The organism is Pseudarthrobacter sp. HLT1-3 (assembly GCF_059383535.1).
The window spans coordinates 139,162-161,429 of the sequence record NZ_JBWZCJ010000008.1 but is presented as its reverse complement, the minus strand read 5'-3'; the positions used below and the strand labels follow the sequence as shown (position 1 = coordinate 161,429).

23 protein-coding genes and 1 pseudogene are annotated in these 22,268 nt (G+C 67.2%); 16 read left to right on the top strand and 8 right to left on the bottom strand.

The window, feature by feature from the left end; translation table 11 throughout:
• Positions 1-61: 61 nt before the first annotated feature.
• The 6 genes from AC50X9_RS09430 to AC50X9_RS09405 form a co-directional block, all read right to left on the bottom strand.
• Complete coding sequence (locus tag AC50X9_RS09430; RefSeq protein ID WP_494892791.1) at positions 62-283, bottom strand: hypothetical protein; 222 nt, start codon at positions 281-283, stop codon at positions 62-64.
• Between the two features lie 23 nt (positions 284-306).
• Positions 307-1,725: an MFS transporter gene (locus AC50X9_RS09425; RefSeq protein WP_494892789.1), complete on the bottom strand. Its 1,419-nt coding sequence runs from the start codon at positions 1,723-1,725 to the stop codon at positions 307-309.
• 10 nt (positions 1,726-1,735) lie between these two features.
• A complete protein-coding gene (locus tag AC50X9_RS09420; protein WP_494892787.1) occupies positions 1,736-2,065 on the bottom strand; it encodes a Dabb family protein in 330 nt (109 codons plus the stop codon).
• A 1-nt stretch (position 2,066) separates the two neighbouring features.
• Positions 2,067-3,773: a 4-oxocyclohexanecarboxylate 2-dehydrogenase gene (gene chcC1 / locus AC50X9_RS09415; protein ID WP_494892785.1), complete on the bottom strand. Its 1,707-nt coding sequence runs from the start codon at positions 3,771-3,773 to the stop codon at positions 2,067-2,069.
• Positions 3,774-3,859: 86 nt separating this feature from the next.
• Positions 3,860-4,621, bottom strand: a complete 762-nt coding sequence (locus tag AC50X9_RS09410) for an SDR family NAD(P)-dependent oxidoreductase (protein WP_494892783.1) — start codon at positions 4,619-4,621, stop codon at positions 3,860-3,862.
• Positions 4,622-4,729: 108 nt separating this feature from the next.
• On the bottom strand, positions 4,730-5,515 hold the full coding sequence (locus tag AC50X9_RS09405) for an IclR family transcriptional regulator (RefSeq protein WP_494892781.1): 786 nt from the start codon (positions 5,513-5,515) through the stop codon (positions 4,730-4,732).
• A 130-nt stretch (positions 5,516-5,645) separates the two neighbouring features.
• Here AC50X9_RS09405 and chcC2 point away from each other — a divergent pair, with 130 nt between their 5' ends.
• From chcC2 to AC50X9_RS09350, 11 genes and pseudogenes are all read left to right on the top strand, one after another.
• Positions 5,646-7,364 (top strand): 4-oxocyclohex-2-ene-1-carboxylate 5-dehydrogenase, encoded by a 1,719-nt coding sequence (gene chcC2, locus AC50X9_RS09400; RefSeq protein WP_494892779.1) that lies wholly within the window; start codon positions 5,646-5,648, stop codon positions 7,362-7,364.
• Positions 7,365-7,424: 60 nt separating this feature from the next.
• Positions 7,425-8,198 carry an IclR family transcriptional regulator gene (locus AC50X9_RS09395; RefSeq protein WP_494892777.1) on the top strand — a complete coding sequence of 258 codons (774 nt, stop codon included), beginning with the start codon at positions 7,425-7,427 and terminating at the stop codon, positions 8,196-8,198.
• A gap of 498 nt (positions 8,199-8,696) precedes the next feature.
• Complete coding sequence (locus tag AC50X9_RS09390) at positions 8,697-8,891, top strand: hypothetical protein (protein WP_494892775.1); 195 nt, start codon at positions 8,697-8,699, stop codon at positions 8,889-8,891.
• 357 nt (positions 8,892-9,248) lie between these two features.
• A pseudogene (locus tag AC50X9_RS09385) lies at positions 9,249-9,608 on the top strand (IS110 family transposase); the annotation flags it as partial.
• Positions 9,609-9,726: 118 nt separating this feature from the next.
• A complete protein-coding gene (locus tag AC50X9_RS09380) occupies positions 9,727-10,242 on the top strand; it encodes a transposase (RefSeq protein WP_494892773.1) in 516 nt (171 codons plus the stop codon).
• 556 nt (positions 10,243-10,798) lie between these two features.
• Positions 10,799-12,487: an HNH endonuclease signature motif containing protein gene (locus AC50X9_RS09375; protein WP_494892771.1), complete on the top strand. Its 1,689-nt coding sequence runs from the start codon at positions 10,799-10,801 to the stop codon at positions 12,485-12,487.
• Between the two features lie 358 nt (positions 12,488-12,845).
• Positions 12,846-14,123, top strand: a complete 1,278-nt coding sequence (locus tag AC50X9_RS09370) for a cytochrome P450 (protein WP_494892769.1) — start codon at positions 12,846-12,848, stop codon at positions 14,121-14,123.
• A complete protein-coding gene (locus AC50X9_RS09365; protein WP_494892767.1) occupies positions 14,116-15,420 on the top strand; it encodes an NAD(P)/FAD-dependent oxidoreductase in 1,305 nt (434 codons plus the stop codon). Before AC50X9_RS09370 ends, AC50X9_RS09365 begins: the two co-directional genes overlap by 8 nt.
• Positions 15,417-15,740 carry a 2Fe-2S iron-sulfur cluster-binding protein gene (locus AC50X9_RS09360; RefSeq protein WP_494892765.1) on the top strand — a complete coding sequence of 108 codons (324 nt, stop codon included), beginning with the start codon at positions 15,417-15,419 and terminating at the stop codon, positions 15,738-15,740. The genes AC50X9_RS09365 and AC50X9_RS09360 overlap by 4 nt, the downstream gene beginning before the upstream one ends.
• Before the next feature lie 192 nt (positions 15,741-15,932).
• Positions 15,933-16,553: a hypothetical protein gene (locus tag AC50X9_RS09355; protein ID WP_494892763.1), complete on the top strand. Its 621-nt coding sequence runs from the start codon at positions 15,933-15,935 to the stop codon at positions 16,551-16,553.
• A 261-nt stretch (positions 16,554-16,814) separates the two neighbouring features.
• Complete coding sequence (locus tag AC50X9_RS09350) at positions 16,815-17,351, top strand: MarR family winged helix-turn-helix transcriptional regulator (RefSeq protein ID WP_494892761.1); 537 nt, start codon at positions 16,815-16,817, stop codon at positions 17,349-17,351.
• Positions 17,352-17,450: 99 nt separating this feature from the next.
• On the opposite strand, the gene AC50X9_RS09345 is transcribed toward AC50X9_RS09350, so the two are convergent.
• Together AC50X9_RS09345 and AC50X9_RS09340 are read right to left on the bottom strand one after the other, a co-directional pair.
• A complete protein-coding gene (locus AC50X9_RS09345; protein WP_494892759.1) occupies positions 17,451-17,624 on the bottom strand; it encodes a CsbD family protein in 174 nt (57 codons plus the stop codon).
• A gap of 121 nt (positions 17,625-17,745) precedes the next feature.
• Positions 17,746-18,393, bottom strand: coding sequence for an acVLRF1 family peptidyl-tRNA hydrolase (locus AC50X9_RS09340; RefSeq protein ID WP_494892757.1), 648 nt, complete (start codon positions 18,391-18,393; stop codon positions 17,746-17,748).
• Between the two features lie 63 nt (positions 18,394-18,456).
• On the opposite strand from AC50X9_RS09340, the gene AC50X9_RS09335 reads away from it, so the two are divergent.
• The 5 genes from AC50X9_RS09335 to AC50X9_RS09315 all read left to right on the top strand — a co-directional run bounded on the left by AC50X9_RS09335 (position 18,457) and on the right by AC50X9_RS09315 (position 22,219).
• Positions 18,457-19,959, top strand: coding sequence for a replication-associated recombination protein A (locus AC50X9_RS09335; RefSeq protein WP_494892755.1), 1,503 nt, complete (start codon positions 18,457-18,459; stop codon positions 19,957-19,959).
• Positions 19,960-20,181: 222 nt separating this feature from the next.
• Entirely contained in the window at positions 20,182-20,580 is a 399-nt protein-coding gene (locus AC50X9_RS09330; protein WP_494892753.1) for a cupin domain-containing protein, read from the top strand.
• Between the two features lie 205 nt (positions 20,581-20,785).
• The gene (gene rpsD / locus AC50X9_RS09325; protein WP_069951912.1) at positions 20,786-21,412 is read left to right on the top strand and encodes a 30S ribosomal protein S4; all 627 of its coding nucleotides are present in this window, start codon (positions 20,786-20,788) and stop codon (positions 21,410-21,412) included.
• A gap of 144 nt (positions 21,413-21,556) precedes the next feature.
• Positions 21,557-21,931 carry a DUF948 domain-containing protein gene (locus tag AC50X9_RS09320; protein WP_494892751.1) on the top strand — a complete coding sequence of 125 codons (375 nt, stop codon included), beginning with the start codon at positions 21,557-21,559 and terminating at the stop codon, positions 21,929-21,931.
• A gap of 21 nt (positions 21,932-21,952) precedes the next feature.
• Entirely contained in the window at positions 21,953-22,219 is a 267-nt protein-coding gene (locus tag AC50X9_RS09315) for a DUF6167 family protein (protein ID WP_494892745.1), read from the top strand.
• Positions 22,220-22,268 lie beyond the last annotated feature (49 nt).

Genomic DNA, 22,268 nt, shown 5'->3' with positions numbered 1-22,268 from the left:
CGCCTGCCGCCCCCGAAGCAAAGGGTGCGGCAGGCGCGGTCGGGCATTTCGGGCGGATGCGCTAACTGCCTTCGGTCTCATAGTGCAGGCCGAGCCAGGGCGCTGCGGTCAGTTCCCCGTCCGGGCGCTGAGCCGCGGCCGGCGGCACTCCGGAGGGTGCGGCGGGGGCCGGGCACCTCCCGGAGCCCTGCACCCCGGATCCGTGCCATCCGAGGGCCTGCATCCCGGCCACCTGAGCCGGCCAGTGGTGCGGGAAGGGGTTGTGGCGTCTGGTTCTGGACATCCGGTCTCCTCTGCGTCGGGGCGTCAGGGTAGCTGCACTGCCGGCCGGGCCGGCGGCTGCTGGGCGGCGAGTGTCTCCTGGGCCAGCAACTCCTGGGCCTGCAGCTCCCGGCGCCGTGCGGTTCCGGCCAGGTACGGTGCGCCCAGTTCCTCGATGGGGGTCCTGTAGGTCTCGCGGGAGAAGTACGCCGAGGCGGCCGCGATCAGCATGCAGACCGTGGCGAAGACGGCCACCGGAATCCAGCCGGTGATGCCCGGGGCCAGCAGCATGCCGGCGATCATCGGGCCGAAGCCGGCCAGGACGAGTCCCAGCTGGTTTCCCATCGCCATGCCGGTGTAGCGCACGGGGGCGGCGAACTGCTCGGCGAAGAACGAGGGCCAGATGCCGTTGAACCCCGAGTACAGCACCGTCATGTTCAGGAAAGCGGCCAGGAAAACCAGCACGATGTTGCCGGAGGAGAGCGCCAGGAAGTACAGGAAGATCGTGACCGAGCAGCCGATCGCGGCGGTCAGGAGCAGGGGGCGCCGGCCGATCCGGTCGGACAGCCTGGCGGCCAGCGGCATGGCGAACATGGACAGCCCGATGGCCACTGCGTTGACGGTCAGGATGGAGGCCCGGTCAAAACCCGCGGTGGAGGTGGCGTACGCGAGTCCGAAAACCGTAAAGATGGTCTGCATAACGGACATGATGGACATCCCCACCACCCGCAGCACGTCGGGGCCCTGGAACTTGAGCACTTCCTTGACCGGCATCGGGGCGACCTGGTGCTTTTCCTGCGCCTCCTCGAACACCGGGGTCTCGTCAAGGTGCGTCCGGACCCAGTAGGCGATGCCCAGCACCACGATGGAGAGCCAGAACGGGATGCGCCAGCCCCAGCTCATCATGGCTTCCTGCGGGAGAGCGGTCACCGGGATGAAGACCAGGGTCGCCAGCACCATGCCGGAGGCGTAGCCGGTCATCACGAAGCTGGTGTAGAAGCCCCGCTTGCCTTCCGGGGAGTGTTCCAGCGTGAGCGTGGAGGCCCCGGCGGACTCGGCTCCGGCGGAGAATCCCTGGGCCAGGCGGCCGGCCACCAGCAGGATCGGCGCCCAGATGCCGACTTGTTCATAGCTCGGCAGGAAACCGATGCCCAGCGACGCCAGGCCCATGATGCCCAGGGTGAGCAGCAGGATCTTCTTGCGCCCCAGCTTGTCGCCGAAGTGGCCCATGACCAGTCCGCCCACGGGCCGGGCCACGTAGGCGACACCGAAGGTGGCAAAGGCCGCCACCAGTCCGAGGGCAGGGTCGGCCGACGGGAAAAACAGGTGCGGGAACACCAGCGCGGCGGCCGTCCCGTAGATGAAGAAGTCGTAGTACTCCAGCGTGCTGCCCAGGAACGATGCCAGGGCCGCCTTCCGCGGGGTCTTGCGCGCGGCCAGGCCGGGAGCGGTTGCAGTGTGCATGGGGATCTCCTTAAGACAACGATGTCTTAGCGGCAGCCGGCTGGGTATCCCCGAGGTGGAAGTCCACCGAGAGAATCTGCTGGCTGTTGGGGAATGAGTAGGCCTTGAGCGGCTCGTGCAACGGATGGGTGTTGTACACCGCGATGTCCTCGACCTTCGCGAAGTCCGCCACGATGGCGTAATCGAAGGACCGCTCGGTGTTGAGCAGGTCCGGGCCGTGGGTCAGGCTGAGCATGCCGGGGATGTTCCCGGTCATCCTGTTGAGTCCGGCGATCCAGGCCTGCTTGTCGGCGGGCGGGAAATCCGGTTTGAACTTGAAAAGTACTGTGTGGCGGATCATCTCAGGCTCCTACGAGTTCAGTGCGGGCTTCGGCGGCTTTCGGAGCGGCGGCTTCGGCGGGGGCCGGGGAACCGGGGTCGAAAGCGGGTGCCTGGCCGGTGATGGTGCGGCCGGCGAGGTAGCCCATGGTCATGATCGGGCCGAGGGTTGCACCAGCGCCGGGGTAGCCGGCGGCGTAGGCGTTTTCGGTGGTGTTGCCGGCGGCGTAGAGGCCCTCGATGGGGCGGTTGTCGACGTCCAGGACGCGGGCCCGGCCGTCGGTGGCGACGCCGCCGTTGGTGCCGAACGCGCCGTTGACCACTTCCATGGCGTAGAACGGTCCGGTCTGCAGCGGACCCAGGGATGGGTTCGGGTGCGGGTTGGTGTCGTCGCCCCAGTACTTGTCGTACGCGCTTTCGCCGCGGCCGAAGTCGGGGTCTTCGCCCTTGACCGCGTATTCGTTGAACCGCGCCACCGTTGCGCTGAGGTTTTCGGCGGGAACGTTGATCTTTGCCGCGAGTTCTGCCAGGGATGCCGCCTCGGTCAGATAGGCAGGGGTGGGCTGGCCGGCGCGGTGGGCCAGGATGCCGTAGCGCTCCAGGTAGGCGGAGTCGACGATCACGTGCGCGGGGGTGTTGAGCGTCTGGTTCCGGGCGGAATCCCAGGACTGCAGGCTCCGGGCCAGGTCGTTGTAGTTCTGGGATTCGTTGGCGAAACGGCGGCCGTGGCGGTTGACCATGAGGGATCCGGGGCCCTGGCGCTCGAAGCGGAGCAGGGTGCCGATCGGCTGCCCGTCGCGGGTGTCGCCGGTGACGGACATCGGGGCCCACCAGGCTTCACGGGTGCCACGGGTCTGGCCGCCGATCCGCTGGGACATCCGCAGGCCGTCGCCGGTGTTCGAGGGCGGCGAGCACATCGTGTGGAGCCGCGAGGCGAGCATCGAGTCGGCCAGCGCCTTGTCCCATTCGAAGCCTCCGGTGGCCAGCACTACGCCGTCGTTCGCCTGGAAGACTTCGCCGGATTCGAGTTCGACGCCGCTTACCCGGCTGCCGTCGGTGAGCAGCCGGTGTCCGCGGGCGTTGGTGACGAGGGCTGCGCCGTCGCGGACGAGGCTGGACAGGAGCATGGACACGAGGGCCTGGCCTTTGGCGACGAGCCCGTCGGCCTGGCGCTGGTTGAGGTCGTCCCAGGGGAATTGGGTGAAGGCGCCCCAGCTTTCGTATTCCTGCATGGTGAACGGGGCGCGGCCGTCGGTGCGGACGTGTGCGGTGAGGGCGCCGAGGGCCTCCCTGCTGTTGAACAGTTCGGGCTCGACCGTGCGGCCGCCCTCCATGGCGCCGGGCAGGTCCTGGCGGTAGTCGGGGAAGTTGTCCAGGAAGATGAAGCGGACGCCGCATTCGGCTTCGACGAAGCGCAGCATCTGGTCCCCGTAGTCCAGGGCGGCGTCCAGGAGCTCCTCCCGGCCGCGTCCGCGGGCGACGGCCCGGACGTACTCTGCGGCCGCTTCCTTCGAATCGGTGATGCCGGCTTTGCGGGCGTGGTGGTTGTCAACGACCCAGAGCATGCCGCCGGAGACGGCCGAGGTCCCACCAAGCAGGGCGCTCTTCTCCAGAACGACGACGGATTTGCCGGCTCGGGCTGCGGTGGCCGCCGCGGTGAGGGCGCCGGCGCCGGAGCCGACGACGACGACGTCGTAGCGGTCGGATGCGGGTCCATTGACGAATTTCATGGGTGTTACCTTTCGGGGAAGAAGATGTTCCGGCGCGGCTGCGGGGCAGCCTCCGGGAGGGGGACGGGCGGAGGTCGGGCGGGACCTCAGACGGCGGTGTAGCCGCCGTCGATCACAAGCTCCGAGCCGGTGGTGAAACGGGATTCATCGGAGGCCAGGTACAGGACGCCGTAGGCGATTTCGTCCGGCTCGCCCTGGCGGGGAAGCGGGTTGGAGCCGACCAGCTGCTTGTAGTACTGCTCCGCGCCGATGTCGGACTGTTCGGCGGAGCGGCGGCTCATCCGGGTGTTCATGGATCCGGGGTGGATGGAGTTCACCCGGATGCCGCGGCTGCCGTAGGCGGCCGCATCGGACTTGCTCAGCAGCCGCACGGCGCCCTTCGTGGCGTGGTACAGCGGAACGTTCTTGCCGCCGGTGAGGCCGTGGATCGAGGAGAAATTCACGATGCTGCCGGCACCCTTTTCGATCATGCCCGGAACCACGTACTTGGTCATCAGCCAGACGCCCTTGACGTTGACATTGAAGATCGTGTCAAAGTCGGTGACGGAGGCGGTGTGGGATGCGCCGGCGGGGCCGATGATGCCGGCGGCGTTCACCAGGATGTCCGGCGCGCCGAGGTCCTCGGTGACGCGGCGGATCGCCTCGGCGACGCTGTCCTCGCTCGTCACGTCGACGTCGTACTGGCTGATGCTCGCGTGGGTGGCGGCGGCCGGGACGTCGGCGACGTCGAGACTGGCCACCTTGGCGCCGTGTTGGGCCAGCAGGGCGGCGGTGGCACTGCCCAGATCGCCGCGGCCGCCGGTGACGATTGCGGTCTTACCGGCCACGCGGTTCGCTGTGGTGTTCATGTGTTCTGCTCCTCGTAACTCCTGCAGCCGCTTTGCTGCGTCTTAGCCAGAGTGACAGCGGGGTTGTGATGGGGACCACAGGATTGCCGATGAACGGAAAAGTAACGCCTAGTAGCTCTGGCGGAGCGCGCCCTTGAGCTCGCCGCGCCAGCCCAGGGCGCGGGAGATGCCGCGTGCGGAGGCCATCAGAACCGGAACCCGGGCGGGTACGTTCTCCTCGTTCCGGGGCACCACGACACTGAGGGCGGCGACGACCGTATTGTCCGGGCCGAAGACGGGGACGGCAATGCCGCTGGATTCCGTCACGATCACCCCGGGCATCACGGCGTAGCCCCGCTGCCGGATTTCGGCCAGGTGCCGGCGCAGCTGGGGAGGGTCGGTGAGGGTGGTTTCGGTGAACTTCGCCAGGGGCCGGGCCAGGGCGGTCTCCTGGTACTCGGCCGGCGCATTGGCCAGCAGCACCAGTCCTGAGGACGTGGCGTGCAGCGGGAGGCGGCCGGCGATTTTTGTGATGTCCACAATGGTGGAATGCGAGCCGATCCGCTCGATGTACAGGACCTCATCGGAATCGAGGATACCCAGGGTGGTGGAATGCTGGACCACGGCCTGGACGTCCTCCATGAACGGCAGGGCGGCTTCCCGCAGCCCCACCATCTTGGATCCGCGCGACACCAGCTCCCACATCCGGGTCCCGATGTGCACATTCCCGCCCGGCTCCCGGTCGAGCAGCCGCTCCAGCAGCAGGTCGTTAACCAGGCGGTAGGCGGTGGTTACGGGCAGGCCGGTGCGGCGGCCCAGTTCCGCGACGCTCATGGAGGGGTGGCGGTCGTCAAAGGCGCTGACGATCTTCACGAAGCGGCCGATGATCGACTCGCCCGACGCTGAGTTGGCCATTGGTCCTCCTCAGGATTCCCGCTCAATGGTAATCCACCTCGCAGTGATCCGTGTCACCGGCTCTACTGGGGGGTCAAGCATTCCACCCGGCTGCCGCAACGACGCGCGGCCGACTGAACGGAGTAAAAACATGAGTAACCCCGTCCTTTGTGATGTCCTCGTCATCGGGTCCGGTGTGGCCGGTATGGCTGCAGCGGTGAAAGCCGCTTCGCAGGGGCTGAACGTGATTGTCGCGGAGAAGGAGCAGTACTTCGGCGGCACGACGGCGATCTCCGCGGGCTGGGCCTGGGTGCCCGGCAACAAGCAGGGGCTGGAGCAGGGCGATACCCGCGAGGAAGCGGAGACTTACCTGCGAAGCCTGGCGCCGGAGACGTTCAACGAGGCCGGGGTGCGTGACTTCCTGGACACCGTGCCCGAAGCCATCTCCTTCTTTGAGAACGAGACCGAGGTGAAGTTCTCCTATCCCGAGAAGTCCCCGGACTACAAAATGGACCTGCCCGGCGCGAAACTCTCCGGCCGCGCAATCCTGCCGCAGGATGTTGACGCGCGCGTGCTGGGGGACAAGCGGCTCCTGATGCAGCCCTACATGAGCTCCTACACGGTTTTTGGCTACATGCCGCAGGTGGGCCCGGACATCAACGAGTTCTTCCATGTGAACCAGTCGGTCAAGTCGTTTATTTACGTTGCCAAAAAACTGCTGCGCACGTGGGCGGACGCTGCACGCTACCAGCGCCCGGTACTGCGGTCCAACGGCAACGCGCTGATGACCCGGATGGTGAAAAGCGCCGATGACCTCGGCGTGCGCCTCTGGAACTCCTCACCGGCACTCTCGCTGACGCGGGACGACGCCGGCAACATCACCGGCGCCGTCCTTGGGGGAGACCACGCGGCCACCGTGGAGGCGCGCCTGGGGGTCATCCTGGCCGCCGGCGGCTTCTCCGGGAACAAGGAACTGCGGAAGCAGTACTTCCCGCACGATCCCGACGGCGTGGACCACTTCACCCCGACCGTTGGCCACGGCGGTGACGCCGCCACCCTGGCCATCAGTGCCGGCGGGCATATCGACAACTCGGTGTTCAGCGTAGGGTCCTGGGCGCCGGTCACGGTTTTCAGATACCTCAACGGCAAAGAGCGGCTCTTCCCGCACCTGCGGGCCATCGGCCTGCCGGGCCTGATCGCCGTCGACCGCCACGGCAGGCGTTTCGGGAACGAGGCCCTGAGCTACCACGACTTCGGCGGAACCATGATCGCGCACAACAAGGACGAGGACAAAACATTCGGGTACGTGATCGGCGATGCGAAGACGATGCACAAGTACGGCATCGGCTACGCCAAGCCCTGGCCGATGCCGCGCGGCTACTTCTACAAGACCGGGTACCTCGTCAGAGGGGAGACCCTGGCGGAGCTGGCCGGCAAACTAGGCATTGACGCCGCGGACCTGGCGGCAACCGTGGCCGGGTTCAATCCGGCAGCGGAACGCGGCGAGGATCCGGCATTCGGCCGAGGCTCCACCCTGTACAACCACTTCCGCGGCGACATGGAGCACAAGCCGAACCCGAACCTGGCCCCGATTGGCAAGGGACCGTTCTACGCAGCCAAGATCCAGATGGGCGACCTGGGAACCTTCGCCGGCATCGGCGTCAACGAACGCTCCGAAGTCACCACCGAAGAGGGAACCACGGTTCCCGGCCTGATCGCCGTCGGCGCGGCGGCGGTCAGCGTTTTCGGCGGCGGCTACCCGGGCTACGGCTCGCACATCGGCCCGGCACTGGTCTTCGGTTACCGGGCGGGCCGGGACATCGCGAAGCTCGCCGCCGACCGGGGCATCACCCGTGTGGCCGGCGTCTGATCAGCCGACGGCGGCGGGCTGAGCAAATGACTTGCCACGACGCAGGGGCCGGGGCGCGCCATGGCAAATTCCCCCTCGGGTGAATCGGTAATCAGCCGCGTCGTGCGGCTGATGAGCGCCTTCGACCGGGATCTCCCGACCATGACGCTCTCCGGCCTCGCCAGCCGGGCGCGACTGCCTTTGACCACCGTGCACCGCCTGGTTGACGATCTGGTGCTGCATGGCCTGATCGAACGGCTGCCGGACGGGAATCTGTGTTCCGGGATGCGGATGTGGGAGCTCGCCGCCCGGGGATCGAGGGCGCTCAATCTGCGTGAAGTGGCCCTGCCGTACATGGAGGATGTCCAGGCGGCCGTGCACCAGCACACCACCCTCGCCGTGCTGGACCATGGCACCGTGCTCTACGTAGAGCGTCTTTCCTCGCCGGATTCCGCCCTGCGGGCGGCGCACATTGCGCAGCGCATGCCGGTCCACGCCGCATCCTCCGGGCTCGTCCTGCTCGCGCACTCAGGACCCGCCGTGCAGGAAGAGGTGCTCTCCGGGCGGCTGGAGCAGGTGACCCCGGAAACCATCACGGACCCGGCCCTGATCCGGAAGCATCTGGCCGAGATCCGGCAGCGCGGTTACGTCGCCATCCCGGGGATCGGAGTGTCTGAATGGACCGGTATTGCGGTGCCGGTCTTCGGCCCGGACGGCACGGTCGCGGCCGCGCTCAATGCCATTGTTCCCAGGGGCGAAGCCACCGTTCCCTACACCGTCCCGGCGCTGCTGACTGCAGCACACGGGATCGCCCGTGCCCTCAAGGCGTCGGGCCAGGCTCCCCGACGCCGGTGACTGTCGGCCGCGGTGATGCTTCCAGCCCTGCAGCTACGCTCGGTCAGTTGATTCACCGGACGCAAGGTACCGCAGCAGCCGTGCCGTAACTGCCAGGGCGATGAGAAACGAAACAAGAACAAAAACTGCACCCGCGGCGGGGATCACCACCGGATTCCCACCGTCCAGGAGCAATGCACCACCAGCCAGTAAGGCCGATGCTGTACCAGCACCCCACGCCGCGGCCCGGGCCTGGTTCCGAATGGACGGGAAGGGCACATTCCAGGCCTGCACAAATAGGGCCACAACGGCCCCGGTCGCATCGGCAAGACCAGGATACTCGGCGGCATCGCCTGCGTCCCGGCTGTCGCGCTGACGTCCCTTGCCCCGTCCTCCCGTGGTTCCCTGCTCTCTGGCTCGGGGTCTCCGCGTTCGGGTGGGCCTCCTGTCGTGGTCATATCAGTAGCGGGGGCCGGGATCATCCCGCGGATCGCGCCCACCGGTGCGCTTGGGACAGTCATGACCAGCAACAGACTCTTTGTCCTCGGAAACATGCCTGTCGCCAGCCTTGCTGGGGGCGCCGCGGCCACATGGATAGTCGTCCAACCCTTGCTCTGGATCTGGGCCCAGCTCGCCGGCGCCTCCGCCCTCCCCATCGCGCTCTCACCGATGCGGAGCTGGACAACATTCCCCGACGGCTCCGAGAGAGCCTGAACTGACTCAGGCCACTGCAAAGGAATGAACTGCATGCCGGTGTGGCAAAAGGTGCCTGGACGATATGAAGTGAGGGGTGCGGGGCCCCCAGCCCCGTCCGAGACCGGCCATTATCGCCGGGTCGGCCCGGCAGCGCCGGCTTTGGTGTAGTCCGTGCCGTCTGCGTGGTCGGTGGCGCTGCGGGGGCCTGATCCCGGCGGTGATGTCCTCCATCCCGGACGGGGCCAGGTAACGGCAAGAGGCCGGGGCCTTCTGTTTCACAGGGTCCGTGGGTTGCCATTGACCGCTCCCTTGGCCTGGCCGGCTCGTCGGGGGTGCAATGGTAGTGCCACATGTGAAGTTTGGGAGGTCCCGGCTATGTTCGAGCATACTTTCATTGGTCTGGATGTTCACGCGGTCAACGTTGTGGGACATGCGTTGAACCCGGACACCGGTGAAATCAGCACCCACACGATGGCCTCTGACCCGGCGATGGTGCTGGAGTGGGTCCGCCGGTTCGCCCCGCCGGTCAAGGTCGTCTACGAATCGGGCCCGACCGGGTTCGTCCTGGCCCGCTACCTGCGGGCTGTCGGCATCAACTGCGTCGTCGCGGCGTCCTCGAAACTGCTGCGCGCACCCGGGGACCGGATTAAAACCGACCGGCGCGACGCCCGGGTCCTGGCAGAGATGCTCGCGGTCGGCTCCGTCACCGAAGTGCGGATCCCGGACCCTGAGGAAGAAGCCCTCCGGGACCTGTCCCGGCTTCGCTCGGGCACGGCCAAGAATCTCGCGCACGCCGCCAGCACGTTAACGCCATCCTGCTGCGCCACGGCATCCGCTACCCTAAAGAAACCCGATGGACGCAGGAACACAGCCGGTGGCTGCACCGCCAGCGCTTGCCGAACCGGCGCTGCAGTTCACCTACGAGGCCGACGTCGAGCAGGCCGAGCTGCTCGCCGGGCACCTCAAAAGGATCGACAAGCAGGTCGCCGACACGGCTGCGGCCTGCCGCTACACCCCCGTGATAGACGCGTTGATGTGCCTCCGCGGGATCCAGGTCACGACCGCGTTCGGCCTCGCCGTGGAGGTTGGGGACTGGACCCGCTTCACCGGTTCGTCCATCGGCTCCTACCTCTCGCTGGTCCCCAGTGAGAACTCCTCCGGCCAATCCCGGCACCAGGGCCCGATCACCAAGGCCGGGAACACCTACGCGCGCAAACTCTTCATCGAAGCCGCCTGGCAGCACCGGCGCCCCTACGCCCGGCCCGGGGGACCGGCTGCTGCGCCAGCTCGACCTCGTGGCCCCGGCAACCCGGATCCGCGCCCTGGAAGGAAACCACCGGCTCCACCACAAGTGGGAACACTTCGATGAGCGCCGCAAAATGTCCGTCAAGGCAAACACCGCGATCGCCCGCGAGCTCGCCGGCTGGTGCTGGTCCCTGGCCGCCCCACTCCAGCAAGGAGAACACATGAACGCGGCCTGACCCAGATCGTGCCCCCGGGACGTGATGCAAGTGCGATGGCAGCACCCGGAGCAAACTCGAGAATTCGCTATGAGCAGACGGACCAACCGTCGACGCCCGAACCTAGACACCGATAATGCTCCCGCCGAACAAATCGTCATGCGGTAACCAACCCCGCGAATATCAGCCTGACACTGCCCAGTCGAAAACGACTCGCCACCACTCACACCACAACCGGCCCGGCACACGATGAGCGGCCCCCGGAACCACAAACCCAGGAGCCGCTCACCTCTGCCTCTTGACAACCCGACCTACATATCAGCGGCAGAGCGTATTGGCTGTTGGATCAGTAAGACTGACGATCCTCAGGCTTCCGAGAACAGGTACATCGAGTTCAGAAGAAGAAGGACCGGGATCGGAAACGGTCTAGTTAAAGTGTCAGGGGTGCTTGCTAGTTTGGGGTGTATGGATAGCACTACGGCTTGGAGTGTGGAGAGCAGGGCGGCGCTGGCGGCTGCCGAGGCGTCGTTTGCGGCGCTGGCGGGCTTCCAGGGGGCCGGCGCTGACCGCGCTGATCCGATGCGGGACCGGGTGGATGATTCCCTGGACGGGCTCGCGCTGCTGGTCGCGGTCGAGGGCCCGCTTGCGGCGCTGAAGGTGCAGCTCGCCGCGGACATCGTGAATGGCACGCAGGCGCTGGCGCCGCCGGCGGCGTCGCTGCGGGACAACACCTTGGAGGAGATGGCGATGCGGGCGGAAATCGCGTGCCTGCTGACCGTGAGTGAAGCGGCCGCGGACGGGTTCCTGGGCGATTGCCTGGCGCTGACGACGACGTTGCCGCTGACCCTCGCCGCGCTCACGGCGGGGACGATTTCCTGGGCGCACGCGAGGGTCGTGGTGGAGGAAACGGTGAACCTGGACCCGGTGGGGGCGGCGGCGCTGGAGGGGCACTTCCTGGACCCCGACGCGCCGGACCCGGCCCGGGGCTGCCCGGCCGGGGAGCTCGTCCCGGGCCGGTTGCGGGCCAAGGCCCGGACCTGGCGTGAACGCCACCACCGGGAGAGCATCGAAAAACGCCACACCAAGTGCGTCGCGGACCGGCGGACCGAGTTCCGCCCGGACACCGACGGGATGGCGTGGTTCTCCGCGTATCTTCCGGCCGATACCGCCGCGGGGATCTGGGACCGGACCACCGCCGCGGCCCGCGCCCTGCAGGGCCCGGCCGAGGCACGCACCCTGACCCAGCTGCGCGCCGACATCGCCGCGACCTGGCTCCTCACCGCCGGCGCTGATGGTGCCGCGGGCGCTGAGGGGGCGGGTGCGGGCGGGGGTGTGCCGTCGCCGCGGGCGCAGGTCCTGATCACCGTGCCCGTGTTCTCGCTGCTGGGCGCCACTGAGGAACCGGCGATGCTGGACGGGTACGGGCCGATCCCGCCCTCGATGGCCCGGCGCCTGATCGCCGACGGGGCCGGCTCGTTTTACCGGGTGCTGGTGGATCCGCGGGACGGGGCGCCGCTGGAAATCGGGAGGAGCAGCTACCGCCTGCCCCCCGCGCTGCGGCAGTGGCTGCGGCTTCGCGATGGCCGGTGCCCGTTCCCGGGCTGTCACAACCATTCCCTGGACAACGACGCGGACCATCTCCTGGCCTGGGCCGACGGAGGGACCACCGGGATCACCAACCTCGGCGGACCGTGCCGCAAGCATCACGGGCTGAAACACAGTTCAGCCTGGACACCGGCCGGGGCCAGCAAGGACGCCCCGCCCGGCTGGACCTCCCCGTCCGGACGGTACTACCCCAGCGAACAACAGGACTGGGAACCACCCCACTGGCCACCCGGATTCCTGGACACGGACGCGGACCCGCACGCTGACGCGGACATGGATGCAGCCGGGGAAATGTACCCGGACCCGGACAGGGACCTCGACATAGGCGCAGCCATGCCCCCGGACCGAGACAGAGACCTGGACCAGGCCCTGCCCCTGGATCCCGGCCCGGATCCTGAACAGGAGCAGGAACTGCCCGCGGACCCCTTCCCGGACTGGCACCTCGTCACGGCCGGGCACGCGTTCCGTGCCGCAGACACCGACAATCTGATCTTCTATGAGCCCCTCGACGAATCCATCCTGGAACACTTTCTTGCCCACCACGCCTGACCGGCTAAGCCGCGTCGAATAGGTTGAGGCGTCTGTCCAAACCGGAGCGTGATGCGCCCCGATCTCCGGCGCGGGAACCGCGACGCAAGCCTCCATCCGCGGCGTACCCCGCTGCCCCCGCAAGGTGGTTTAGGGCGGGCGGCCCGTTACCCTGCGCCGACAGGTTCTGCCTGCGCTGCGCCCCGCCCGCCCTAGATGATCAACATCCGGATGACCAACCCCGGATTCGGCTTCGCCGCCCGCCGTCGGGCATCTTCCGCAACCGATGAACGGAATCCCTACGAGGTGGAGCGGTCCTCAGTGGGCACTCTTGGTTGAGACGTACATCACGTCATCGCACTCCGACAGAAGGACAACGATGTCTGCTGCCACCACTGAATTATTGCCCGCCGACGCGTCTCCCGCCGAGCCGGCCGGACTGCCCCCTTACTCCCACGAACTCGCTTGGCCGGAAGGCATGGCACCGTTCAAGGTCGTCGACGACGGCACCCAGGGCGACCCGTACGCGCACTACGAATGGATGCGCGACAACGCCCCGGTCCTCCGTGCCGCATCACCGGTTTCGGATGTCTGGTTCATCTCCCGGTACGACGACGTCCGCAAAGCCATGCGTGCCCCCAAGATCTTCTCCTCCCAGGTCGTTGACCCGGTCCCGCTGACCTTCCTGACCCTGTTCGATGCACCGAACCATACGCGGCTTCGCCAGGTCGTGGCCCAGGCGTTCATTCCGAAGGCCATCGCCCGCTTCGAGGAACGGGTTCGGGAGAACGCCAACAAGTACCTGGCCCCGATGCTCGCGGCGGGAGGGGGCGACGCCGTCGACGACTACGCAATCCCGCTGAGCATGTCCACCATCAGCGCCCTGTTGGACGTCCCGGCCGAGGACTTCGAGAAGATGAAGTTCTGGTCTGATGAGACTTTCAGTTACTTCGGCCGGCTGGCACGCAACGCCCAGGGGACCGGAACCGACGAGCAAAGCACCATGGAGTTATTCGCCTACCTCAAGGACACCATGGAGCGCCTCTACCGCGAGGAGAGCGACTCCGTGGGCGGCCACATTGCCCGGATGTGGAAGGACGGCCTGCTCAGCGAGAAGGAAGCCAAGGAACTCTGTGCCTTCGTCTTCGTCGCCGGACACGACACCACCACGATCCTGCTCGCCAATGCTTTCCGTGCCTTCAGTGACCAGCCCGAACTGCTGGCGCGGATCCGGCGGAACCCGGACGACGCAAACCTCTTCGTCGAGGAGCTCGCCCGGTACCGGGGGACGGTGCAGCGCGCCAGTCGGATCACCACCGAAGAGGTGGAAGTTGCCGGCGTGTGCATCCCCGCCGGGGCCATCGTCCGGCTGCTTCCCGCCGCCGCGAATCGCGACAGCAACAAATACCCCGACGGCGAGACCTTCGACATCGACCGCAACACCGACGGGCACCTGGGCTTCGGGCACGGTGTTCACAGCTGCCTCGGCGCGCCGCTGGCGCGGCTGGAGGTCCTGGTCACGGTGCAACTCCTCGCGGAAAAGCTGGACTCCCTCAACCTCCACCCCGACAAGCCCATCGAATACGTCCGTGGGAACAACTTGACCAACTCGGGCCCCGAGCACCTTTACGTGGAACTGGGGGAGTCCAATGCCTAGCCCGCAGCCCACAGGCACACGCCAGGATCCGATTATCATCATCGGCGCCGGCCACTCCGGCGTCGCGGTGGCGGCAGGTCTGCGCACCCGCGGCTGGGACGGGGGCATCCTGCTGCTCGAGGCAGAAAAGGAGACCCCCTACGAACGCCCTCCGCTGTCCAAGGAACTCCTGAAGACCGGCGCACCGGATGAGTCCGCCGTGCTGCGCAAAGAGAAGTTCTACGACGACAAGCGCATCGACCGGCGGGCGGGACTGACCGTCGACAGCATCGACCCTGCCCGCCGGACCGTCCAACTCTCCGACGGAAGCGGCCACGGCTACTCCCGGCTTGTCATCGCCACCGGTTCGCGGGCAAGGGCCCTGCCGGTGCCCGGCGCCAGCCTTCCCGGGGTGCTGGCGCTGCGGACCAGGGACGACGCCCTTGGGCTCAAGCGGAGCCTGGTCCCCGGAGCCCGGTTCGCCGTCATCGGCGCCGGGTACATCGGCCTCGAAGTCGCCGCTGCCGCCGCCGCGGCCGGCTGCGAGGTCACGGTGCTCGAATTCCAGGACCGAGCGATGAGCCGCGTGACGTCCGAACCGGTGTCCCGCTTCTTCGAGCAACTGCACGAGCAGAACGGTGTCCGCTTCGTCTTTGGCGCCGCGGTCACCGCCATCGAAGGCTCCGATCGTGCGGAGCGGGTCACCACCGCCGACGGCGCCGCGCACTCGGCCGACGTCGTGCTCGCCGGAATCGGCGTGCTGCCCAACCAGGAACTGGCGGAAGCCGCAGGGCTCCGGTGCCGGGACGGGATCCTTGTTGACGGGCACGGACGGACCTCCGACCCCGACATCTACGCGGTGGGGGACGTCACGCGCTTCACCAGCACCTTCGACGGTGCCAGCCAGCGCCTCGAATGCATCCAGAACGCGCTGGCCCAGGCCGACAGGGTCGCAGCGCACCTCACCGGCCAGCCCGCCGCGGCCCCGGAGATTCCCTGGTTCTGGACCGTCCAGCACGGTGTCAGGCTGCAGACTGCCGGCGTCCGCCACCCGGACGACGAGGTGATCGTGCGCGGCAACCCCGCCGCGGGAAAGTTCTCGGCGGTGTACCTCCGGAACGGACGCCTCGCCGCCGTCGACACCATCGCAGGCCTCGCCGACTTCCGGCCCGCCAAGAAGCTGATCGCCCAGGGGGCGCGGATCAACCCCTCGCTCGCCGCAGACCCCACTACCGCCCTCGTTGACTGCGTTGTGGCCGACGCCGATTTGGCTGAAGCCCTGACGACAGCAGCACCTGACGCAAAGGAACCTTCATGAGCAGCAACAAACTCGTCGTCATCGACCGCGACGGCGCCAACCACGACCTCGAGTGGGACCCGGACCAGACCCTGATGGAGGCCCTCCGCGACAACGACCTGCCCGTCCTGGCTTCCTGTGGCGGCACCGCCTCCTGCGCGACCTGCCACGTCTTCCTGGCGAAGGACGTCTTTGACACCCTGGGCGAACGCAGCGAGGACGAACTCGAACTCCTGGTCGAGGCCGAGGGCTACCAGGAGTGCGGATCGCGGCTCTCCTGCCAACTCGACTTCAGCCCGGAACTCAACGGAGTCACCGTCACCCTGGCTCCAGAGGAGTAGCCGCAGGGCATCGCCAGCCGGTCAGCGGACGGGCCGGGGTTCCATCTGAAGATGTTGGGGGATGGAACGGCGGCCCTTCCAGGATTTCTTGGGGGATCAGGCGGCCGACGGGATGGCGGTTGTCTCACCTGTGGCACCGTAGACTCGATTTATCCATTTGATCGATAATTGGGAGTGCCGATGGTTCGCCAGATGAAGGCCGGCAGGCGAAAAACCAGGAAAAGGAATCCAGCAATCCAGCCGACGCCGTGGGCGCCGACGCGGCAACTACCCGCACAGACCCGCCGCCCCGCCGGAACGTTCCGCTTCAGCGAGCGCTTTATTAGTACAACCAGCACTATCCTCATCATTTTTATGTTCGTATCGATCGGCGCCGGGTTTATCATCGGACCACTCAGCGACAATGTTGAGGGGGACGCAGGAGAGGCTCTCGGTGTTGTGGCCATGTTGCTGATCGGCGCCGGCATCGTGCTCCCGCTGCTGCTGTCAGGCGTTCTCGGCGGCGAAGCCATCCGGGCCGGCGGCGGCATTATCGGCTTCTTCCTCATCCTGGGTCTCTTCGCCGCCGTCGCCGGAAGCACTGAACTGGGACAGGATATGCTCGGTCCGGTGTGGTCTTCGTGGGCCTTCTGGGGTGGCATCGCGCTGATGGTCCTGGCCAGCGCCGGGTTCTGGATCATCGGCTGGATTGCACGGGTGCCGATGTGGATACAGGCTCCTGTCTTGGGTTGGCCCCGCGTGTATGTGCGCGGAACGAGTGAGAATCCGCGCCACCTCGTACTCCCAAACGATCTGGACGAACGGGACCGGTGAGTCCGGGGAGGTTACCACCGCGGTATTGAACCGCGACGCCGGCTAGGAGACTACTAAGCATGCTTGCCAAATGCTTAGTAAGCATGCTTATGGTAGGAGCGTGCAATATCGAGTCCACCGAAGTACATCAGGTCCTGACCAGCGCCCGGAGCGACGCGGCGCACCATACTCTGTCCTTCGGCTTCGTCGTCAATCCTTCGTTCTTGCCCCTGGTGCGGGAACCCGTGACGAGGGAACCTCTGACGCGGGAACGCGGCACCCATGACACGCGAAATTGAACCGTACCGTCAGGGCACCTTTCGATTGGTTATGACAGCGGCCCGCCTGATCCGGTATCGACAAAACGAGGCGCTTGCGCCGCTGAACATGACCCGGGCCGCACTGATCGCCCTGGAAGCAATCGCTCCCCGTCCGCTGAACCAGGAGCAGCTCGCGGCCAAAGTGCACGTCCAAAGCCAAACCCTGGGCAGGGTACTGTCCCGGTTGGAAGCGGGCGGCTACATCACAAGGACGCGGAATCCCGTCGACCGACGCCAACTCCACGTGCAGCTGACGTCGGCGGGCAGGGCGGCGCTGGTCACCGCCCGCCAGGCGGAAATTGACGCCTACCCTACAAGTCTGGATGTGGAAGACTGGCGCACCTTTCAGGAGCAGCTGGAAAGGTTCGTCCACGCGCTCGGGGCGCCACGGCGTCCCAGGTCGGCTCGGGCGGTCCTGCGCGACGCGTCACCGGCGCCGGGCCGGGACGCCGGCCAGGAAGGCTCCCACTTGCCTCGCTCCGGTCCGGCAGGCGAGTGAGCGTGGACGCGGCGCATAGGCGTGGACGCGGCGCATAGGCGCGGACGCAGGAAGGGCGCAGATCCCGTCCGGGACCCGCGCCCTTCCACTACTGGTCGGCTAATGCTTGAAGGCGTCCTTCACCTTTTCGCCGGCCTGCTTGATGTCGGCTGCGGCCTGGTCGCCCTTGCCTTCGGCCTTCAGGCTCTCATCACCCGTGGCCTCACCGGCGGCTTCCTTGCCCTTGCCTGCTAGCTTCTCGGCAGCGTTGCCGATCTTGTCATCCAAACCCATAGCGTTCTCCCTACAGTCGGACCGCCGGCATGCGGCGGGCTAATGCCAAAATTTTAGTTCACATTCGGCAAAATGCTAAGCAGGCTGATGAAACTCGTCTGGTGAACCATGCCGGCCATTTCTAGGCCGGCGGATCCGTCACCAGGATCCGCACCGCACACAGGTCCGACGCGGCCTTCTTCAGGACCGCAGCGCGCGGATCCGGGACGTCCAGGAACGCCAGCCGGGGACGGGCGGCGTACTGCTTCAGCACCGGTTCGGCGAGGACCTGCTCCGCCAGCGTGCGGTCGCCGCCGGGCGTCAGGTATTCGATCCGGTGGTCCGCGAAAATCCGGGCCGCATGCCCGGCGACAGCCTCCACCAGCGCATCGGCCTGGTTCGCGCGCCGCCGCGCGAAGCGCTGCTGGGACCAGCCGCCCGCCGCCGTCCGGGACTGGACATGCCGGGTGCCGGTCTTGGACGCCAGCACGGCGCCGCCGCTGACCACAGCCACGGAATAGCCGCCCCGGCGGACCAGTACGGCACCGATACAACGCGGCTGCGATGCGAGCGACGCCAGCCGCGCCACGGCGTCGGCCCCGCGCCCGGGACGCCCGTCGGCGGGCCAGGGTGCTTGCAGCAGGGCCACGGCCCCGTCCTCGGCCCGCAGCTGCAGACCGCCGTCGAGCTCCTCCGCCACCAGCCCGCCGTGGCTCGCCGCGAAGCGCTCCACCCAGCCCGGCAGCCGGGCGCCGGAGACGAACGCCACACGGGTGTCGGTGGGTGCCATGGCGCAGGTCTCCGTTGTGAGGTGTGTGTCGGGGCGGGCAGGAACTAGAAGTAGCCTATCTATGTGGAAGATCTCTTTGGCGCAGGACGGGACGGCGGCGGCGCTATCGAGGACGACGTCGACACCGACGACACAGTCGACGGAGGCTCCGCCCGCCGCTCCGCCTCACCGCGAAGCCCGCTCGCGGTCCGGATGCGGCCCCGGACGCTCGATGACGTGGTCGGGCAGCAGCACCTCCTCGGGCAGGGCTCGCCGCTGCGCCAGCTCGCCGCCGGAACCGACGCCACCGGCCCCGCCGGCCCCAGTTCACTGATCCTCTGGGGGCCGCCCGGAACCGGCAAGACCACCCTCGCGCACGTTATCGCCAAAGGCCCGGGCCGGAAGTTTGTCGAGCTCTCAGCCATCACCGCCGGCGTCAAGGACGTCCGACGCGTGATGGAGGAGGCGCTCACCGCCCGGGACCTCTTCAAGACCACCACGGTGCTGTTCCTGGACGAGATCCATCGCTTCAACAAGGCCCAGCAGGACGCCCTGCTGCCCGGCGTCGAGAACCGCTGGGTGGTCCTGGTCGCGGCAACCACCGAAAATCCCTCTTTCTCGGTCGTCTCCCCGCTGCTTTCGCGGTCCCTGCTGCTGACACTCAAGCCGCTCACCGACGCCGACGTCGAGGGACTGCTGTTGCGGGCAGCGGCCGATCACCGCGGGCTCGCCGGCAAGGTGGCACTCAGCGCCGAAGCCCTGGCGCACCTTGTCCGGCTTTCCGGCGGGGACGCCCGCCGGGCGCTGACCGCGCTGGAGGCGGCCGCCGGCGTCGCGTTCGGCGATGCGGACACCGCCGACGCAGTCGAAACCGACGCAGTCGAAACCAGCGCAGTCGAAACCAGCGCAGTCATAGCCGGCGACGCCGCCGGGGCGGCCGGCGACGCTCCGGTAAAGATCGAGCTCAAGCACACGGAACGGGCCCTCGACGTCGCCTCGGTGCGCTACGACCGCGCCGGCGACCAGCATTACGACGTTGCCAGCGCCTTCATCAAATCTATCCGCGGCTCCGACGTCGACGCCGCCCTGCACTACCTCGCCCGGATGCTTGAGGCGGGGGAGGACCCGCGGTTCGTGGCCCGGCGGATCGTCATTTCCGCGGCGGAGGACGTCGGCATGGCGGACCCGACGGCGCTGCTCACCGCCGTGGCCGCCGCCCAGGCGGTGCAGCTGATCGGTATGCCGGAAGGCCGCATCATCCTGGCGGAGGCGGTGGTCCACCTCGCCACCGCGCCCAAATCCAATGCCGCCTATCTGGGCATCAACCAGGCGATCGCGGACGTCCGCGCCGGCCTCGGAAATGGCATCCCCGCCCACCTGCGCGATGCCCACTACCCGGGGTCCAAACAGCTCGGCCACGGGCAGGGCTACAAATACGCCCATGACGCGCCGCACTCGGTGGCCACCCAGCAGTACCCGCCGGATGACCTGGTGGGCCGCAACTACTACGAGCCGACCGGCAACGGTGCCGAGCGGGACATCTCCACCCGGCTGGAGCGGCTGCGCCGGATCATCCGGGGCACGTGACCGGACCCCGGAAACTCGCCGTTGACTTCCGGTCCCTGAGGTCTAACGTGGGATTAAGTCAGCAAGGACCTGCTGCGCGTGTCTGCTTGCGTGTCTGTTTGGATGGGGACACCGGCACTTCCCGCCGGCTCTTCGCTGCCAGCACCTCAGGTCGGCGGCCGGCAAACCAGTAGCCTGGCTTCACGCCGGGCTTTCCCGCCCGATTCGCTAGGTAGTAAGTCCATGTCCGTGAACTTCGTCACAGCCGTGTCCGTCAAGTCCTTCGATGTACCGGACAAGAAAAGGTGCCCCGACAACGCCGAATTCGACCTCGTCACCGTGAACGACTACGCGGTGGCGCGGCTGATCCTCGGCCCGGGCTGGCGCTGGTCGGTGTCCAGCAGAAGGTTCGAACAGACCGAGCTGTGCCAGCACCACCACCTCGGGTTCTGCATCTCGGGGGAGATGGCAGTGGAATCCGCAGAAGGGCTGCGCACCACAATCCACGCCAACGATACCTACGCGATTCCGCCCGGCCATGATGAATGGGTCGTCGGTTCCGCCGCGTTCGTTGCCGTGGAGTTTTTAGGGGCGGCATCCTACGGGCGCCGCAGCAGCCGGGGCGTGCACGCCCTGATCTGACGGCCCGCCGGCCCCGAGGTGGTAGGCTTGTTCGTTGTCTGGCAAGGCGCAGACGCACAATCCACTCGAATTCAGCATTGCACGCTGTTGCGTTGTTTTCAGATGGGTTTGCCCTGTGCCCAGTAGCAAAAGGCAGCGGTTGGCCGATGCTCTCCATCGTGGAGGCCAGTAACACTGACACACCGCAGATATTGGAAGGACACAAGTGGCTAACAACACTCGTGCTCGCCGTACCGCACGCCTTTCGCGTGCACTCGGCATTGCTCTGACCCCCAAGGCCGCCAAGTACATGGAGCGCCGCCCGTACGGCCCCGGTGAGCATGGCCGTGCCCGCAAGAAGCAGGACTCCGACTACGCCGTACGTCTGCGCGAAAAGCAGCGTCTGCGCGCCCAGTACGGCATCCGCGAAGCCCAGATGACCCGTGCCTTCGAAGAAGCACGCCGCACCAAGGGCCTGACCGGTGAAAACCTGATCGAACTGCTCGAAATGCGTCTCGACGCCCTCGTGCTGCGTGCAGGCTTCGCCCGCACCATCGCCCAGGCCCGCCAGCTGGTTGTCCACCGCCACATCCTGGTTGACGGCATCCGTGTTGACCGCCCGTCGTTCCGCGTCGCTGAGGGCCAGCTGGTCCACGTCCACAGCCGCAGCGAGTCCATGCCTCCGTTCCAGGTTGCAGCAGCCGGCGCGCACCGCGACGTCCTGCCGATGGTTCCGGCCTACCTGGACGTCAAGCTTGACGCCCTGCAGGCACGCCTGGTTCGCCGCCCGAAGCGCTCCGAGGTCCCCGTGACCTGCGAAGAGCAGCTCGTCGTGGAATTCTACGCACGCTAGATCCAACGCGACACCTTACAAAGAAGCCCGTGGCAAGCGCCGCGGGCTTCTTTGTATGTAAGGTACTTGGGGGAGTTCTGCGGCAGCCGGCTGTGTCAGCCCGGAACGTCCGCAGGGACACGACGCAACAAGGAGATGAAGACTATGACTGGTGGCGATATTGCCGGCCTGATCGCGGCCGGAGTGTTTGCACTGCTGGTCCTGCTGCTGGCCGTGCCGATTCTGAAGCTCGGGGGAGTGCTCGACGAAGTGCGGACCTCCATCCGTTCCATCAGCGACGGCGCCACCCCGCTGATGGACGAGGTCACGGCCACCGTGTCCAGCACCAATCAGCAGCTGAAGAAGGTCGACGGGATCGCGAACAACGTCTCGGACGCGTCCGCGAACATCTCCGCCCTGTCCTCCCTGTTGGCTGCCACTGTCGGGTCGCCGCTGATCAAGGTCGCCTCCTTCAGCTACGGCGTGCGCTCGGCCTTCACCGCCCGCAAAAAGCCCGCCACCGGCCGCCGCAGCCGCTAACCCCCAGCTGGAGAACCTGACATGAACAGAATCATCTGGATGGGAATCGGCGTCGCCATCGGCGTCATCGCCTTCCGCAAGATCACCGAAGCACAGTCCAACCTGGGCCCCGAGGGCCTGAACCGCGCGGTCGGCCGGCTCGCCGACGGCCTCTACGACTTCGCCGACGCGGTCCGTGAAGGCATGAACGAGCGGGAGACAGAGCTCCGCAGCGCGTTGGGCATTGACGCCGGCCTGGAGAAGGCCATCGTCCACGGCTCCGCCGGCCGGGGTGCAGTCCGGCGCTAGCCGCGAGAGAATGAGAATTGGGCGGCACCCGGTCAGGGGCCGCCGGCAC

Coding starts and splice junctions, on each gene's coding strand:
- AC50X9_RS09430 (WP_494892791.1), bottom strand. CDS start 283: ATGTCCAGAACCAGACGCCACAACCCCTTCCCGCACCACTGGCCGGCT.
- AC50X9_RS09425 (WP_494892789.1), bottom strand. CDS start 1,725: ATGCACACTGCAACCGCTCCCGGCCTGGCCGCGCGCAAGACCCCGCGG.
- AC50X9_RS09420 (WP_494892787.1), bottom strand. CDS start 2,065: ATGATCCGCCACACAGTACTTTTCAAGTTCAAACCGGATTTCCCGCCC.
- chcC1 (WP_494892785.1), bottom strand. CDS start 3,773: ATGAAATTCGTCAATGGACCCGCATCCGACCGCTACGACGTCGTCGTC.
- AC50X9_RS09410 (WP_494892783.1), bottom strand. CDS start 4,621: ATGAACACCACAGCGAACCGCGTGGCCGGTAAGACCGCAATCGTCACC.
- AC50X9_RS09405 (WP_494892781.1), bottom strand. CDS start 5,515: ATGGCCAACTCAGCGTCGGGCGAGTCGATCATCGGCCGCTTCGTGAAG.
- chcC2 (WP_494892779.1), top strand. CDS start 5,646: ATGAGTAACCCCGTCCTTTGTGATGTCCTCGTCATCGGGTCCGGTGTG.
- AC50X9_RS09395 (WP_494892777.1), top strand. CDS start 7,425: ATGGCAAATTCCCCCTCGGGTGAATCGGTAATCAGCCGCGTCGTGCGG.
- AC50X9_RS09390 (WP_494892775.1), top strand. CDS start 8,697: ATGACCAGCAACAGACTCTTTGTCCTCGGAAACATGCCTGTCGCCAGC.
- AC50X9_RS09380 (WP_494892773.1), top strand. CDS start 9,727: ATGGACGCAGGAACACAGCCGGTGGCTGCACCGCCAGCGCTTGCCGAA.
- AC50X9_RS09375 (WP_494892771.1), top strand. CDS start 10,799: ATGGATAGCACTACGGCTTGGAGTGTGGAGAGCAGGGCGGCGCTGGCG.
- AC50X9_RS09370 (WP_494892769.1), top strand. CDS start 12,846: ATGTCTGCTGCCACCACTGAATTATTGCCCGCCGACGCGTCTCCCGCC.
- AC50X9_RS09365 (WP_494892767.1), top strand. CDS start 14,116: ATGCCTAGCCCGCAGCCCACAGGCACACGCCAGGATCCGATTATCATC.
- AC50X9_RS09360 (WP_494892765.1), top strand. CDS start 15,417: ATGAGCAGCAACAAACTCGTCGTCATCGACCGCGACGGCGCCAACCAC.
- AC50X9_RS09355 (WP_494892763.1), top strand. CDS start 15,933: ATGAAGGCCGGCAGGCGAAAAACCAGGAAAAGGAATCCAGCAATCCAG.
- AC50X9_RS09350 (WP_494892761.1), top strand. CDS start 16,815: ATGACACGCGAAATTGAACCGTACCGTCAGGGCACCTTTCGATTGGTT.
- AC50X9_RS09345 (WP_494892759.1), bottom strand. CDS start 17,624: ATGGGTTTGGATGACAAGATCGGCAACGCTGCCGAGAAGCTAGCAGGC.
- AC50X9_RS09340 (WP_494892757.1), bottom strand. CDS start 18,393: ATGGCACCCACCGACACCCGTGTGGCGTTCGTCTCCGGCGCCCGGCTG.
- AC50X9_RS09330 (WP_494892753.1), top strand. CDS start 20,182: ATGTCCGTGAACTTCGTCACAGCCGTGTCCGTCAAGTCCTTCGATGTA.
- AC50X9_RS09320 (WP_494892751.1), top strand. CDS start 21,557: ATGACTGGTGGCGATATTGCCGGCCTGATCGCGGCCGGAGTGTTTGCA.
- AC50X9_RS09315 (WP_494892745.1), top strand. CDS start 21,953: ATGAACAGAATCATCTGGATGGGAATCGGCGTCGCCATCGGCGTCATC.